This window comes from Actinomadura verrucosospora (genome assembly GCF_039540335.1).
GTDB lineage: Bacteria > Actinomycetota > Actinomycetes > Streptosporangiales > Streptosporangiaceae > Spirillospora > Spirillospora verrucosospora.
The window spans coordinates 220,418-235,808 of the sequence record NZ_BAABEV010000003.1; the positions used below are offsets into that span (position 1 = coordinate 220,418).

Genomic DNA, 15,391 nt, shown 5'->3' on the forward strand with positions numbered 1-15,391 from the left:
GCGCCCGCAGAGCACCACGGACGATGCCACGGAAAGGGGTCGCGGTGGAGCACGTGTCCGAGCGGGAGGCCGAGGTCCTCGCCGCCCTGGGCGCGCGGATGTCCAACGCGCAGATCGCCCGCCGCCTGCACATCTCGGTGCGGACCGTCGAGAGCCACGTGTCGTCGCTGCTGCGCAAGTACGGCGTCCCGGACCGGTGGGCGCTGGCGGAGCTGGCCGGCTCCGGGGCCAGCGACCCCGGGCGCGTCGCGGGCCTCCCGGTCTCCGGCACGACGTTCGTGGGACGGGACGCCGAGCGCGCCGCCCTGCTGGCCGCGCTGGAGGAGGCCCGGCTGGTGACTCTGCTCGGGCCGGGCGGCGTGGGCAAGACCCGGCTGGCGGCGGTGGTCGCCGGCGACGCCGCCGCGCTGTTCCCGTCGGGCGGCGCGTTCGTGGACCTCGTCCCGGTGCGCGCCGGGTTCGCGGCCAGGGCCGTCGCGACCGCGCTCGGGGTGACGGAGGGCTCCCACCAGCCGCTGGAGGAGGCGGTCGCCGCGCGCCTCGGAACCGGGCGGTCGCTGCTCGTCCTGGACAACTGCGAGCACCTGGCCGACGAGGCCGCCGCGCTCGCCGGGCGCGTCCTCGCCGCGTGCCCGGGCACCCGCGTGCTCGTGACGAGTCGCGAGCGGCTCGGCGTCCCGGGGGAACGCTGCGTGCCCGTGGCGCCGCTGTCCCTGGGCTCCGACGCCGAGAGGCTGTTCCGGGACCGCGCGCTCGCCGCCGATCCGGGGTTCGCGGCCGAGCCCGAGGTGGTCGCGGAGCTGTGCGCACGGCTGGACGGCATGCCGCTGACGATCGAGCTGGCCGCGGCCCGGGCGGCGTCGCTCGGCGCGACGGGGCTGCTCGCCGCGCTGGAGGACGCGCTGCGGCTGCTCTCCGGCGGCCGGGGCGGGCAGGAGCGGCACCGGTCGCTCGGCGCGGTGCTGTCCTGGAGCCACGACCTGCTCGCGGACGAGGAGCGTGCGCTGTTCCGGCGGCTCGGGGTCTTCGCCGGGGCCTTCGACATCGACGCGGCCGCGGCCGTGGGCGGGGACGGCGGGGGCGGCGGGGGCGCGGACCGCGCGGGCGTCGCGGACCTGCTCGGCCGGCTCGTGGACAAGAGCCTCGTGGTCCACGTGCGCGGCCGGACCGGCCGGTGGCGGCTGCTGGAGACGGTCCGGGCGTTCGCGCTCGCCCGGCTGGCCGACGCCGGGGAGGAGGACGGGACGCGGGCCCGCCACCTGCGGTGGGCGGCGGCAGCGGCGTCCGCCGCCGAGGGCCGCCTCGGCGACCCGGAGTGGCGGGACGACTTCGACGCCATGGCCGCGGACCTGCGGGCCGCGCTGGCGTCGCGCCCCCGCCCGGACGAGGCGACGTACCGGCTGGCGAGCGCGCTGGCGCACCTGACGTTCGCCCGCCGCAACCTGCTGGAGTCCTTCGCGCACCACCGGACCGCCGCCGCCCTCGCGCCGGACCCCGGCTCGGCCGCGCGGGAGCTGCGGGCGGGGGCCGGATGCGCGCACGTCAGCACCACGTCCAACCAGCACGTGTTCGACCTGCTGCTGGAGGCGGCCGAGCGGGCGCGCGGCGCCGGGGACGACCGCGGCCGGGCGATCGACCTGGCGCGGGCGGTGGAGACGGCGTGCCGGTTCCCGGAGGCGTTCGAGGCCCGCGTGCCGCGCGAGCGGCTGCGCGGCCTGCTCGCCGAGGCGTCCGCGGCCGGGCGGGACGGCGACCCGGAGGTCGCCGCGCGCATGGCCGGGGCGCGGGCGTGGCTCGCCGGGCCGGGGGAGGGCGTCCCGGACGCCGGGCTCGCGACGGCCGCCGTCGCCGCCGCGCGGGCGGCCGGGGACCCGGTGCTGACCAGCTCCGCGCTGTGCGCGGCGGGCACCGCGGCGCTGCGCGCCGGGCGGCTGCGGGAGGCGAACCGGATCACCCGGGAGCGGCTGCGCCTGCTGGCGTCCATGGACCGCGACGACCCGTACTGCGCGCCGGAGGTCTGCAACACCTACGGACGCGCCTGCATCTACGCGATCATGGCCGGGGACCTGCGCGGCGGGATGGCCGCGGCGCGGGCCGGCATGGAGGACGACCTCCTGCGCGACACGCACATCACCGCGGGCCGCCTGGTCCAGCCGCTCGCGCTGACCGGCCGCTTCCGCGACGCGATCGGGCACGGCGAGCGGATGTGGGACCGGTGGGAGCGGGCCGGGAGGCCGGCGCCGCGCTGGATGCTGGCGTCGGTGTGCGCGACCGCCCTGGCGTGCGGGATGTCCGGGGACCGCGAACGGGCGGCGCTGTGGCGGGCCCGCGTCGCCCGTGCGGCCGACGGCCCGGCGGCGGCGGTGGCGTTCGTGGACGCCCGTCTCGCCCTGCACGACGGCTCGTTCGACGACGCCGAGCCGCTGGTCCACGAGGCGTTCGCCGCCGGGGCGCCGCTGGACCCGTACCTGGCGTACGCGCGGGCGGCGGGCGCGGAACTGGCCGTGGCCGCGGGTCTGCCGGACGCGGCGGAACTGCTGGCCGAGGCCGATCCGCTCGCCGAGGAGAACAGGTGGGCGGCGGCGTGCCTGGCCCGCGCTCGCGGCCGTCTGTCGGGCGACGCCGACGGCCTCGCTCGGGCGGCCGAAAGCTGGGACGCCCTCGGTGCCGAAGCGGAACGGGACTGCACGCGAGAGCTCCTGGCGCGGCCATGACGCGGCCAAGGAAGCTCCCCGGCCCGGCGATCGAGGCCAGGATCTGACCGCCTTGGTTCCTACCGTGGTCTCGCAGCCGAAGAGACACGACCGAAGGCGGGAACCATGAACGTTGACAACACGCGCGCCGTCACCGGGGAGCGCGCGGACCTGCTGGCGGCGCTCGCCAAGGCCCGGCACTTCCTGCGGTTCACCACGCGGGACCTCACGGACGAGCAGGCGGGGCAGCGGTCCACGGCGAGCGAGCTGTGCCTCGGCGGCCTCGTCAAGCACGTCACGTCGTGCGAGCGGGGCTGGGTGGACTTCATCCTCGAAGGCGCCGCCGCGATGGGCGACTTCACCCAGATGACCGAGGAGGACTGGAAGCGCCGCGCCGACGAGTTCAGGATGCTCCCCGGCGAGACGCTGGCCGGCGTGCTGGCCGCCTACGAGGAGGTGGCCCGCCGGACCGACGAGCTGATCCCCACCCTTCCCGACCTGGACCTCCAGCGGGAACTGCCCAAGGCTCCGTGGAACACCGAGACGCACTGGTCGATCCGCCGGGTGCTCCTGCACATCACGAACGAGACGGCCCAGCACGCGGGCCACGCCGACATCATCCGGGAGTCGCTGGACGGCGCCAAGAGCATGGGCTGAGCCCGGTCAGCGGGCGGCCGGCTCCTCTTCGCGCGGCTTCTTCTCACGGCGCCCGCGCAGGGAGCCGGCCTTGGCCCGCTCCTCCGGGTGGTGGTGGACGCGGACCAGGCTGGCGCCGGTGGTGAACAGCAGGATCACCAGGATCACGCCGAGGGAGAGCGTCGTCGGGATCTCGGGGACGGACGTGGAGACGTCCTGGTGCAGGAACTCCAGGATCAGCTTGCAGCCGATGAACGCGAGGATCACCGACAGGCCGATCGACAGGTAGACGAGGCGTTCGAGCAGGCCCTCGATCAGGAAGTAGAGGGCGCGCAGCCCCAGCAGGGCGAACGCGTTGGCGGTGAAGACGATGAACGGGTCGTCGGTGACGCCGAACACGGCCGGGATGGAGTCCAGGGCGAACAGCAGGTCCGTGCTCCCGATGGCGACGAAGACGAGCAGCAGCGGCGTCATCACGCGCTGCCCGTCCTCGTGGGCGAGCATCCGCCCGCCGTGGAAGTCCTGGCTCACCGGCAGGATCCTGCGCGCGCGGCGGACGAGGAAGGTGTCCTCCACGTCGGGTTCCTCGTCGCGGTGCCGGATGAGCTGGACCGCCGTCCAGATCAGGACCAGCCCGAAGATCAGGAACGTGAAGGAGAACAGGTTGATCGCGGCGGCGCCGACCGCGATCAGGATCGCCCGCAGGACCAGCGCCGCGGCGATGCCGAACAGCAGCGTCTTCTGCTGGTACTCGGCGGGCACCGAGAACTTGGCCATGATGATCACGAAGACGAAGAGGTTGTCGACCGACAGGCTCTTCTCCACGATCCAGCCGGAGAAGTACTCGGTGCCGGCCGCCGACCCGGCGAGCGCCCACACCGCGCCGCCGAACAGGACCGCGACGGCGATGTAGAAGACCGACCAGAACGTCGCCTCCCGGATGTGCACCACGTGCGGCCGCCGGACGGCGACGAGCAGGTCGAACACGAAGAGCGCGATGATCAGTGCGATCGTCGCGCCCCAGGCCCAGGCGGGGATGTCGGCCATCCGGCGGCTCCAGTTTCGGGGGCGGGTCGGCAGTCCTATATCCGTTATCGGGCCGTTCTACCGTCGCGGCCTCCCGCCCCGGCCGTGAGATCCGGCTCCGGCGGGGGCTGAAGCACTCAGGCGGGTCTGAGTATCCGCGCCGATGCCGCCGAGGCGGCCGGGGGGCGATGCTCCGGTCATGGACTCCTCTCGCTGGCGCCCGCCCGCTCTCGCGGCCAAGGCCGCCCTGGCCGCGCTGCTGGCGCTCGCCGTCGCCTTCCCCGAGTGGGACCGGTTCGCGGACAAGGCGATGGGCGTGCGGGTGGCCGCCTACCCCGCCGCCGTCATGATCGTCACCCTGGTCTGGGCGCTGCGCGGGCGGGGGCGGCCCTTCCCCTGGGACGTCGACCTCCTCGTCACCGCCCCGTTCGTGGTGGACGTCGCCGGGAACGCCGCCGACCTCTACGACACGGTCGGCTGGTTCGACGACGCCTGCCACTTCGGGAACTGGGCCCTGCTGAGCGCCGCCGCCGGTGTCGCGCTGCGCCGCTGGGCGCGCCTCGACGCCTGGACGCTGGCCCTGACGTGCACCGGCCTGGGCGCCGTCGCGGCCATCCTGTGGGAGTTCTTCGAGTACGGCGTCTTCATCCTCGACACCCCCGAGACCGTCACGATCTACCGCGACACCATCGGCGACCTCATGCTCGGCCTCGCCGGCTCCACCGTTGCGGGGCTGGCGCTCGGCCTCTGGAGCGCACGGCGGTCCCGCCTCCGGGCGGCCGGCACGGAGAGCGCGAGCCCCGGCGCCCGTCCCGTGCCGGCGGACGTCCGCCTCGTCTCAGTACACGAGGGCCTGGACGTCGGGAAGGGTGATCTCCTCGACGAAGGTCGGGGCGCCGGCGATGCGGACGCCGGGCAGGACGTCGTCCGGGCCGATGCCGCGGCGGGCGGCGCACTGGGTGCAGAGCGTGACGCGGCCCGCGGCGAGGACGACGCCGAGAAGGTCGTCCAGGGAAGTGGCGTGGGGCAGTGAGAACTCGGCGGCCCGCCCCGGCAGCGCGAACCACGCCGACTCCCCGGTCAGCCACAGGGAGACCGGGACCCCGCTCGCCGCGGCGGCCGCCGCGACCGTGAACGCCTGGTTGCAGCGCTCGGGGGCGTCCGCGCCAGCCGTCACCTTGATGACCAGTGGTCTTGCCATGGGGGGCACTCTAGCCCGGTGTTCCGCGTAGCATCCTGCGTTGTGGCCGGGTTGGTGAACGCGGGGATCCTCGTCGTCGTGCTGGGGCTGATGGCGGTCGCCGCCGTCCTCCTCGTGATCAAGCTGGGCCGGCTCAGGTAGCCCGGGCGCGTCAGCCGGAGAAGAGGTGGTCCACGGCGACCACGGCGGCGCAGGCGAGGAAGAGGGCCGCGCCTCCGCCGTACCCGATGCCCGTGAACATCACGGCGCGGCGCCGGTACTCGCGGCGCGTCCGCGTGCTGATGGCGTACTGGCCGGTCTCCCGGTCCTTGCCCACGGAGCCGCCGGTCGCGGTGCCGAGGACGTAGAGCGGCTGGTCGGCCGGCAGGATCCACTCCTGGTACCGGTACTCCGCGACCTCCCCGTCCACGCCGGGGAGCTCCCCGCTGGCGGGGCGGCGCTCGTCCATCGTCTGGACGGCGCCGTCGACGGCCGCGGTGGCGGGATCGATGAGAACGTGCCCCGACCCGTCCCGCAGGGGGAAGGGCGTCTTCGACTTCTCGTCGATGAAGACCCGCTTGCCGGTCTTCGCGTGGGCCGTCGCCTTCGTCCTGTACCAGGCGCAGGGACGGCCGGAGAACGGGGCGGGCTGGACGGCGAGGGCCGTCCCGCTGACCTGGCACGGGACGCCGTCGTGGAGCGCGGCGACGCCGGCGCAGTCCGTCTGGACGGCGCGGTGCAGGTTGCGGAGCCGGAGCCGCCAGACCCAGCCCGCGGCCAGCAGGCCCGCGGCGATGACCAGCGGAACCAGCATGCTCGCGGTGAGGAGCGACACGCTCCCATGATCGGGGCGCCGCCCGGCTTCGGACAGGGACGCCGGTCCCGGGCCGGAGGGGACGGAGCGCGGGGACGCGGACGGCCGCGGCGGGCCGCGGACGCCGCTACGCTCGGTGCCCATGGACGTTGAGCTGCACCCGGACCTTGAGCCGCTGAAGTTCCTCCTCGGCACCTGGGAAGGCGCCGGCGTGGGCGGCTATCCCACGATCGAGTCGTTCAACTTCGGCCAGGAGATCTCGTTCACGCACGTCGGGAAGCCCTTCCTGATCTACGCGAGCCGGACCTGGAAGATCGAGGAGGACGGCGCGCTCGGGCGTCCGCTGGGCATGGAGACCGGGTACTGGCGCCCGCGCCCCGACCACCAGGTCGAGGTGACGCTGGCCCACCCGACGGGCATCGTCGAGATCTACGTGGGGAACGTGGCGTTCAACCGGGTGGAGCTGCACACGGACGTCGTCGCGCGGACGGAGTCGGCCAAGGAGGTCACCGGCGGCCACCGCCTCTACGGGCTGATCGGCGAGGACCTCGGCTGGGCGTACGACATGGCGGCGATGGGCCACCAGCTCCAGTCGCACCTGTCGGCCCAGCTGAAGAAGGTCTCCTGAGCGCCGGAGGGGGCGGGCTCCGGGGGTGAGCGCCCCGGGAGGCGGCCGGCCCCCGGAAATGAACGATCCCCGGACCTTCCCGCCGGGTGGCGGGCGATGGACAGGACGGGTCCATCGGTCCGGGGACCGGGTAACTGCCTGGTATTCGCCGGTCACCGTCGCGACCGACTACCTCTGCCCGTGGGCGGAGGATCCGAGGCGGAACGGCGACTAGCGGACAGCCACCTCGCGAGTCCTACAAGCAACCATTGGTTAGGACCACCTCCTTTCGCGCGTATCCCGAACGTATGCGACGCCCCCGCGGAGAGGCAAGCGGGTTTTCCGAGGGCTGAAACCGGACGTCCGGACCGGAGCCGGGCAGATCGCGAAGCGATGCCGCGTTCGCCCAGGCCCGGTCACGTAGCGAGCCGTAAGGCGAGCGAAGTGGGCCGGGACTTCGAAAGCACAGCCTAGACTCGGTGCATGGTCGAGTCGTGGCAGGAGGAGCTGCGGGCGAAGGGGTACCGGGTGACCCCGCAGCGGCAGCTGGTGCTCGAAGCGGTCACCGACCTGGAGCACGCGACCCCCGAGGAGATCTGCACCGAGGTGCAGCGCACCGCGCGCGGTGTGAACATCTCCACCGTGTACCGGACGCTCGAACTCCTGGAGGAGCTCGGGCTCGTCAAGCACGCCCATCTCGGGCACGGCCCGCCGAACTACCACCTCGCCGCCGAGGCCGAGCACATCCACCTCGTCTGCCGGGGCTGCCACACCGTGGAGGACGTCGACCCGCGCGCGGCGGCCGGCCTGGCCGAGGTCCTGGCGCGCGACTTCGGCTTCGAGACCGACGTCCACCACCTGACCGTGTACGGGCGCTGCAAGGACTGCCGCGAGGGCTAGCCGAGGCGGGGCGGCCGGGGCGGCATGATCCGCCGGTCCGCGGCATAGTCTGGACGGCATGGAGAGCCCTCTGCTGCAGTCGCCCGGAGCCGTCGCCGCCGACGCGCCCGACCAGGAGGTCGCCGCGCACTACGGGGACCCCGCGCGCGAGCAACGCGCCCTGGAGGAGGGGACGGCGTTCGTCGACCGGAGCAACCGGGGCGTCGTCCGCGTCTCGGGGCCGGACCGGCTGAGCTGGCTGCACAGCCTGCTGAGCCAGCACCTGGACGGGCTGAAGCCGTCCGAGCCGACCGAGGCGCTGCTGCTCAGCCCGAACGGGCACATCGAGCACCACCTGTTCCTCGTCGACGACGGCGAGGCCGTGTGGGCCCACGTCGAGCCGGGGACGGCCCCGGCGCTGGTGGAGTTCCTCGACCGGATGCGGTTCATGCTGCGCGTCGAGGTCGCGGACGTGTCGGACGAGTTCATGGTGGTCACGGGGCCGGGCGGCCCCGGCGACGGCCGTCCCGCCTGGCCGGACGTCGCGGGGACGACGACGCGGATCGTCCCGCGGGGCGAGTTCCCGGCCGGCCTCAGGCCGGCGGGGATGTGGGCGTACGAGGCGCTGCGCATCGCCGAGCACCGGCCCCGGTTCGGCCTCGACACCGACCACCGGACGATCCCGCACGAGGCCGGGTACGTGGAGACGGCCGTCCACCTGAACAAGGGCTGCTACCGGGGGCAGGAGACCGTCGCGCGCGTCCACAACCTCGGGCGCCCTCCGCGCCGCCTGGTGTTCCTGCACCTGGACGGCAGCGTCGACCGGTTGCCCGCGCACGGCGACCCGGTGGAGGTCCCCGGGGGCCGGACGGTCGGGTTCGTCGGGTCGGCGGCCCGGCACCACGAGCTGGGGCCGGTCGCGCTGGCGCTGGTCAAGCGGAACGTCCCGGTGGACGCCGAGCTGCTCGCGGGCGGCGTCGCGGCGGCGCAGGAGGTCGTCGTGTCGCCGGAGACGGGCGCGAACGCGCAGATCGCTCTGCGCCGCCGGCCCGCGAAACACGGGTAGCAGCCCGCCCCTGGGGCGAATATCGTCTGATAAGACGATTTCTGACCGCTCGGCGCCCGGGGAAGGTGGATTCCTACCGATGGTCCCGAACCTGGGGAAAGGGGAGCCGCCCGCGGCGCGGAGGGGAGGGACCCGGCGCCGCCCGCGCCGGGAGTCCGCTCTGGCGTGGTGGACCCTGTTCGCGGCGATCGCCGGCATCGCGTGGTGGCAGCGGTCCTGGCGCCTCGCGCTGCTCGGCCTGCTGGCCTGGTGCCTGTACGAGTTCGTCCTCGTCCCCACCCTGTGCCGGGTCCTGACACCGAAGGGCGCGGCCTGCACCGAGCGCACCCGGGGGCGGCTCTTCGCCTGCGGCCCGGCCCACCAGCGGCTCCGCAACGACGCGCTGTGGCGGCTCGCCGGGCTCCGCAACCCGTTCGAGCACGGCCCCGTCGGGGACGAGAGCGACACCGGGACCGTGGTGGTGTCCTCGGACGTGCGCGGCCGCCTCGTCCCGCAGGACCGCGCCCTCATCCTCCTCGCCGCAGGCGGGACCGTCGCGGCGCTCGTCGGCATGGTCTACGGGTTCCGCTGACCCGCGCGCCCGGCCGGAGGCGCGGTCAGACGTCCAGGATCAGCGTGATCGGCCCGTCGTTGACGAGCGCGACCTTCATGTCCGCGCCGAACTCCCCGGTCTCGACCTTCGCGCCCAGCTCGCGCAGTTCCCGGACCATCGCGTCCACCAGGGGCTCGGCGGCGGGGCCGGGCGCGGCGGCCGTCCAGGACGGGCGGCGGCCCTTCCGCGCGTCCCCGTAGAGAGTGAATTGGCTCACGACGAGCAGCGGCGCGTTCACGTCGGAACACGACTTCTCGCCCTCCAGGATCCGAAGCCCCCACAGCTTGGACGCCAGTCTGCGGGCCTTTTCCGGGCCGTCGTCGTGCGTCACGCCGACCAGGACCAGCAGTCCCGGCCCCTCGATCGCGCCGACGACGCGCCCGTCCACGGACACGCTGGCCTGGCTCACCCTCTGGACTACAGCACGCATGACCATGCATTCTGCCGCCATGGGAGCAACGACGCTCATCACGGTGGCGCCCACGGGCGCGGAGTCCGCCAAGGCGGATGTCCCGGCCCTGCCCGTCACCCTGGATGAACTGGTCCGGACGGCCAAGGAGTGCGAGGCGGCCGGCGCGGCCGTGATCCACGTGCACATCCGCGACGACGACGCGCGGCCCACGCTCGACCCGTCCCGGCTGCGGGACACGGTGACGGCGCTGCGGGAGAGCACGGGCCTGATCGTCCAGTTGTCCACGGGCGGCGCGGTCACCGATCCCTACGAGGACCGGCTGCGCGTCCTCGACGCCGGACCCGACATGTGCTCGCTCACCTGCGGGACGGTCAACTTCGGTGACGACGTGTTCATGAACCCCTGGTCGTTCATGGTGGAGCTGTACAAGCGCACCCAGGGTCTGGAGGTCGTCCCCGAGTTCGAGCTGTTCGACCTCGGGCACATCACGGCGCTGCATCGCCTCCTGGACAAGCACGGGCTCCCTTACGGCGGGCACGTCCACTGCGACCTGGTGATGGGCGTCCCGGGCGGCATGCCGGGAGACGCCCGCACCCTGGTGGCCGCCGTCGAGGCCCTCCCGGAGGGCGCCACGTGGTCGGCCACCGGCATCGGCCGGACGTCCCTCCCGGTCATGTTCGCGGCCCTGTCGGCGGGCGGCCACCTGCGGGTCGGCATGGAGGACACGGTCACCTTCGCCAAGGGCCGCCCGGTCACGGCGAACGCCGAGCTGGTGGAGCGCGCGGCCCAGGCGGCCCGCCTGGCCCAGCGCCCCCCGATGGCGCCCGCCGAAGCCCGCGCGCTCCTCGCCACCAAGCCCCGCTGAACCCGGGCGGCGGGTCAAGCCGGGATGGGGCAACCTGGCCGTTTTCGTGGTGCCGGGTGCCGCTTTCATGGGGTCCGCCGGGTACGTGACCTTCGAGGTCACCGTTCCGGGGTGGGAGAGCGCCGGAGGCGGGCGCCGGTGTCGTGGTGATGGAGGAGTGCGGTGGACGTCAATCCTGTGCTGGTCGAGGTGGAGCGCTCCGGATTCGTGGAGTCCCGGCATCGGGGGGCGGCGATCGGGCTGGCCGCCGACGGGGGCGTCGCGTTCCGGGCGGGGGAGACCGGAGCGCCGATCTTCCCCCGGTCGGCGAACAAGCCGATGCAGGCGGTCGCGATGCTGCGCGCCGGCCTCGAACTCGGCGGCGAGCTGCTCGCGCTCGCGGCCGGCAGCCACTCCGGCGAGGACTTCCACGTCGAGGGCGTGGAGAAGGTCCTCGCGGGCGCCGGGCTGGGAGCCGCCGACCTGCGCTGCCCCGAGAGCTGGCCGCTCGACCCCGCGACGCAGCAGGAGGTCGCCCGGACGGGCGGGGGCGCCTCCCGGCTGCGCATGAACTGCTCCGGGAAGCACGCCGCGATGCTCGCCACGTGCGTCACGACGGGCTGGCCCGCCGACTCCTACCTCGACCCCGACCACCCGTTGCAGCAGGCCGTCCGGGAGGTCGTCGAAGAGCTGGCCGGCGAGCCCGCCACGGCGGTCGGCGTGGACGGGTGCGGGGCGCCGCTGTTCGCCGTGTCCATCGCGGGCGTCGCGCGGGCGTTCCGGGCGCTCGTCCTCGCCGAGCCGGGCACGCACGAGCGGCGCGTCGCCGACGCCATGCGGACGCACCCGCAGTGGACGTCCGGGACCCGGCGCGAGGAGCGGCAGCTGATGAACGCCGTCCCCGGGCTGCTCGTCAAGTGCGGCGCGGAGGGCGTGGACGCCTTCGCGTTCGCCGACGGGCGCGCCGGCGTCGTCAAGATCGACGACGGGGCGATGCGGGCGCGGACGCCCGTGACCGTCGCGCTGCTGCGCGCCCTCGGCGTCCACGACGGCGCCGACCGGGTCGCCCTGGACGAGCTGGCGACCGTCGAGGTGCGCGGCGGGGACCGGGTCGTCGGCGCCATCCGCCCGGCGCCGGGCGTCTTCGACCGGGCGGTCTAGCGCTGTGTTCCCCAGTCCCGGCCCCCTTCGAGGCAGGCTCTGGCGCTCCTCCGGCGGCAGCCGGGCCACCATCGTCTCGATCAGGGCGCCGGTGTCGTAGGACGCGGTGATGGCGGGGGCGGTGAAGCCGTCCAGGAGCAGCCGCCCGGGCATGCCGGCCCGCGTCGGTTCAGGGGGAGACGACGGCGGTGAGGTCGGCGAGCACTTCGGAGGCGGTCACCGCGTCCAGTTCGGCGAAGGTGTGAGGTGCGCCCTCGGACGCGCCGCGGGAGAAGTAATCGGGGGCGGGGTCGGCGCCGACCCAGACCGCTTCGAGGGTCTGATCGCCGGACGCGCTGACGGAGCCCGCGTACAGTCCCGTGGCCAGTGTGACGACGACGTAGCGGTCGGCGCCGGCCGGGCGGACGAGGCACGAGATCCCGCCGTCGGAGTCCACGGGGCCGCGATACCAGCCGCGCCGCTCCAGCCGGAGCACGTTGCCGAACGGCACCGTCACCCCCTCGAACCGGGCCAGCCGGGCCGCCGCCCTCTCCTCACCGGTGAGCGCGTGCACCTCCCGTCCGAGCTGCGGGAACGGCTGCATGATCTCGTAGTCGGCGAACAGCTGGGCCCAGGCCGGCAGCGCCTCCGCGAGGTGCAGCGGGTGCGCGATGGCGATGACGGCGTCGTCGGGCACCGTGACGGCGTCGTCGCCGACGTCGGAGAGGGTGCGGTCTTCCGCGAGCCGGAACGCCGTCACGGTGTCGCCGTGCTCGGCGATCCACACCAGGCGCCGCGCGATGTGCCACACCAGGGGATGTCCGGCGAAGAACTCGCGGAACTCCGGCAGCGGCCACCGGCGCCCCGTCGTCATCGCCCGTTCGAGGCGCTGGAGCTGGAGCCCGGCCAGGGCGCGGACGTCCTTCTTCAGGTCGGTGAAGCGCCGGTAGGCGGCGGGCGCCAGGGCGGCGTCATCGCGCTGTCCCGGTTTGGGCAGGGACGACCGGTGCTTACCGGCCTCGTCGATGACGTAGGGCCTGAGCGCCTCGTCGAATCCGACGGTGAACCGGCGCGGGCCGTAATCGAGGACGAGTGTGCCGTGGACGTCCAGGCCCAGGTCGGGGATGAGGCGGTCGCCGAGCTGCTCGGTGGTGAGGCCGCGCGCGGCGGCGATCTCCCCGACCTTCTCCTGCGCCCGCAGTTTCAGCGCCTTGAACTTCACCTTCTGGGAGATGGCGTGGATCTCGCGCAGTGCGAGGTCGGACCCGATCGCGGCGAGCACGTCGAGCCCGCGCACCGCGTGGTGGTGGCCGCCCTCGCCCGGCCACGCCCGGACCGCCGGGACGAGTTCGCGGACGGTCGTGTCGTCCCCGAGCCAGGCCAGCGCGGCGAACTGCCAGGCGTCCCGGGGTTCGGCGCCGTTCTCACGCCAGTGCCGGAACAGCGCCCAGCCGAAGCGGGACAGCGAACTCTCGTCACACGCGTCCAGGACGCTTCCGAGGTCGGGATCGGGTTCGGCGGGCGTGGACATCGCCAGGAGCGTGAGCAGGTTCCGGACGGCGGGCACGGGCAGCGCGCGCTCCCGGTTCCGCAGCAGGACCTGCGGCAGCACCTCGGCGTTCACCGCCAGGTCGGCGGGCGGCTTCCTGCGGGGACGCGGCGCCTCGTCCGCCTCCGCGTCCAGGGCGGTCCTGATCGGCTCGACGGCCCGCTCGTCGTGCTCGCGCGCGAAGTCGAGGACGGCGTCCGGACCTTCCTGTGCGGCGACGAGGCGCAGGGCGTGCTCGGCGGCCTTGCGCGCCCTGCCGGCGCGGCCGACCGCGACCGGCACGAGGTAGGGGAGCGCGGCCCGTCCGTGCCGGGTGAACCATTCGGTCGCGGCCCCGCGTGCCGCCGTGCTCCGCTGGAGCCAGTCGGCCATCGCGTTCGCGACATCGCCGTCGAGGAAGGGCAGCAGCAGTTCGGCGCCGTTCGCGGGCCGGGCCCGCGCGTAGCCGAGCGCGACCGGGAGGGCGTCGAGCCCGTACCGCGCGATGATGACGCGGAGCCACGTGTCCGGGTCGTAGGGGTTCCCTTTCCTGCCCAGCCCGCGCTCGTGGCGCCAGTCGGCCTGCCACTCGGCCAGGACGGGGCGGACGAGGTCTTCGGGACCGGCCGCCAGGACCGCGCCCTGCCAGTAGAGCATCCGGCCCAGATCGGTCGTGGGGGACCGGGCCTCCTCGACCCGCCGCACCCAGGTCTCGGTGCGCTCGGCCGGAACCGGGACCCGCCCGAACGAGTGGTGGTTCGCGTCGACGATCGTGACGATCTCGCTGTTCAGCCAGGCGTCGCGCTCGCCCGGCGCCCACGCCATCGCCCGCTCCCGCGAGACGGGCACGCCTTTGACGACGACCGGCTTGGGCTTCGGCTCCGTCCGCTCCCACCGCGGGGCGGCCAGCGCGCGGGGCAGCTCGTCCGCCGCCGCGTCCGGAGCCCGGTCGTCGGCCGCCGTCAGTTCCTCCACGACCGCGCGGCTCCCCGCGGGCAGGTCCGGGAGGGTCTGCCGCACCAGTTCCGCATTAGCCCGCAGGTGGTCGGTCAGCAGGGCGCGTGCCGTGGCGTCCCCCGCCGCCGAGGCGGCCGCCAGTACGCGGATCGCGCGGACCGGGAACCGGCGCATGGTGTCTCGGAGCGCCGCCATCATGTGAAGGTTGCCCGCGCGCTCCAGCATCTGCCGGAACGCCTCGTCGCCGGGCAGCCGGCTCAGGACGTCCAGCAGGCCCTTGCGGCGCGGCGCGCTGTCGTGGAACAGGTCGAAGGCCTCGGCCATGAACGGGGCGATCGCAGGACCCACGCCGTCCGCCAGAGTGATGAGGTTCTCGACGTAGTAGCAGTCGGAGACGGAGATATGGGCTCCGGCGCCGAGAATTTCGAGATGCTCGGCCGAGCCCAGGGAACGGAGCAGCAGCTCCCGCGGCACCGAATGCGCAGGCGCCGCGCAGCATTCGGCCACCCAGTCGAGTTCGGTCGGGACGAGGTAGGCGGCGACCATCCGCCGTGCGGGCGTCGTGCGCAGCCCGTCGATGAGCGAGACGACGCGCCGGTACTCGGCGTCGCCGGTCTGCGCGATGAACGCGCGCAGGCGTTTGAGCGCTTCCTCCTGCCGCGACGGGTCCAGGTATGTTTTCTCGGCGCCGTGGACGGCCACGATCGCCGCCGCTTCCAGCGCGCTTCCCTTGCCGTCCAGGTGCTCGCGCACCACGGCGGTCAGCGCCGGGTCGGCCTCGGTGCGGCCGAGGACTTTCTCGATGGCGCCCGCGTACGGTGCGAGCAGTTCGTCCTCGTGGACGTCGGCCAACGCGAGTTTCGGTCCCGGATGCCCGCCGCGCCGCGGATGCAGATGCCGCATCCAGGACCTCGGCATTTCGAGGGTGTCTTCGTCCGGAGGCGCGGCGCTCGACTTGATCATGCCGGGAGCGTAGTGAGGCCCGCCGACACCCGGGGGCGGATTGCCGGACGCGGG

The 15,391-nt window shown here is 74.2% G+C and carries 13 protein-coding genes and 1 pseudogene; 9 read left to right on the forward strand and 5 right to left on the reverse strand.

The genetic code is table 11. The annotated features are described in order from the left end of the window. Positions 1-44 precede the first annotated feature (44 nt). Complete coding sequence (locus tag ABD944_RS05100; RefSeq protein ID WP_345172888.1) at positions 45-2,714, forward strand: ATP-binding protein; 2,670 nt, start codon at positions 45-47, stop codon at positions 2,712-2,714. A gap of 105 nt (positions 2,715-2,819) precedes the next feature. After that, the gene (locus tag ABD944_RS05105; protein WP_345172890.1) at positions 2,820-3,350 is read left to right on the forward strand and encodes a DinB family protein; all 531 of its coding nucleotides are present in this window, start codon (positions 2,820-2,822) and stop codon (positions 3,348-3,350) included. Between the two features lie 6 nt (positions 3,351-3,356). Here the strand turns inward: ABD944_RS05105 and ABD944_RS05110 are convergent, their stop codons facing one another. Further along, a complete protein-coding gene (locus tag ABD944_RS05110; protein ID WP_345172892.1) occupies positions 3,357-4,376 on the reverse strand; it encodes a TerC family protein in 1,020 nt (339 codons plus the stop codon). A gap of 178 nt (positions 4,377-4,554) precedes the next feature. Here ABD944_RS05110 and ABD944_RS42610 point away from each other — a divergent pair. Next, a pseudogene (locus tag ABD944_RS42610) lies at positions 4,555-5,094 on the forward strand (DUF2238 domain-containing protein); the annotation flags it as partial. Positions 5,095-5,193: 99 nt separating this feature from the next. Here ABD944_RS42610 and ABD944_RS05115 read toward each other — a convergent pair. Together ABD944_RS05115 and ABD944_RS05120 are read right to left on the reverse strand one after the other, a co-directional pair. Further along, positions 5,194-5,556: a DsrE family protein gene (locus ABD944_RS05115; protein ID WP_345172894.1), complete on the reverse strand. Its 363-nt coding sequence runs from the start codon at positions 5,554-5,556 to the stop codon at positions 5,194-5,196. 151 nt (positions 5,557-5,707) lie between these two features. Then, positions 5,708-6,370: a GIDE domain-containing protein gene (locus ABD944_RS05120; RefSeq protein ID WP_345172896.1), complete on the reverse strand. Its 663-nt coding sequence runs from the start codon at positions 6,368-6,370 to the stop codon at positions 5,708-5,710. A 121-nt stretch (positions 6,371-6,491) separates the two neighbouring features. Here ABD944_RS05120 and ABD944_RS05125 point away from each other — a divergent pair, with 121 nt between their 5' ends. From ABD944_RS05125 to ABD944_RS05140, 4 genes are all read left to right on the forward strand, one after another. Then, positions 6,492-6,977 carry a heme-binding beta-barrel domain-containing protein gene (locus ABD944_RS05125; RefSeq protein WP_345172898.1) on the forward strand — a complete coding sequence of 162 codons (486 nt, stop codon included), beginning with the start codon at positions 6,492-6,494 and terminating at the stop codon, positions 6,975-6,977. A gap of 462 nt (positions 6,978-7,439) precedes the next feature. Next, entirely contained in the window at positions 7,440-7,856 is a 417-nt protein-coding gene (locus ABD944_RS05130) for a Fur family transcriptional regulator (RefSeq protein WP_345172900.1), read from the forward strand. 58 nt (positions 7,857-7,914) lie between these two features. Continuing rightward, the gene (gene ygfZ / locus ABD944_RS05135) at positions 7,915-8,901 is read left to right on the forward strand and encodes a CAF17-like 4Fe-4S cluster assembly/insertion protein YgfZ (protein ID WP_345172902.1); all 987 of its coding nucleotides are present in this window, start codon (positions 7,915-7,917) and stop codon (positions 8,899-8,901) included. 79 nt (positions 8,902-8,980) lie between these two features. After that, positions 8,981-9,472 carry a hypothetical protein gene (locus ABD944_RS05140; protein ID WP_345172904.1) on the forward strand — a complete coding sequence of 164 codons (492 nt, stop codon included), beginning with the start codon at positions 8,981-8,983 and terminating at the stop codon, positions 9,470-9,472. A gap of 25 nt (positions 9,473-9,497) precedes the next feature. Here the strand turns inward: ABD944_RS05140 and dtd are convergent, their stop codons facing one another. Then, a complete protein-coding gene (gene dtd / locus ABD944_RS05145; RefSeq protein WP_345172906.1) occupies positions 9,498-9,923 on the reverse strand; it encodes a D-aminoacyl-tRNA deacylase in 426 nt (141 codons plus the stop codon). A gap of 19 nt (positions 9,924-9,942) precedes the next feature. Between dtd and ABD944_RS05150 the strand changes: the two genes are divergently transcribed. Then, entirely contained in the window at positions 9,943-10,770 is an 828-nt protein-coding gene (locus ABD944_RS05150; protein ID WP_345172907.1) for a beta-keto acid cleavage family enzyme, read from the forward strand. A 162-nt stretch (positions 10,771-10,932) separates the two neighbouring features. Continuing rightward, complete coding sequence (locus ABD944_RS05155) at positions 10,933-11,910, forward strand: asparaginase (protein ID WP_345172908.1); 978 nt, start codon at positions 10,933-10,935, stop codon at positions 11,908-11,910. A 169-nt stretch (positions 11,911-12,079) separates the two neighbouring features. Here the strand turns inward: ABD944_RS05155 and ABD944_RS05160 are convergent, their stop codons facing one another. Continuing rightward, entirely contained in the window at positions 12,080-15,337 is a 3,258-nt protein-coding gene (locus ABD944_RS05160) for a DUF4132 domain-containing protein (protein ID WP_345172910.1), read from the reverse strand. Positions 15,338-15,391 lie beyond the last annotated feature (54 nt).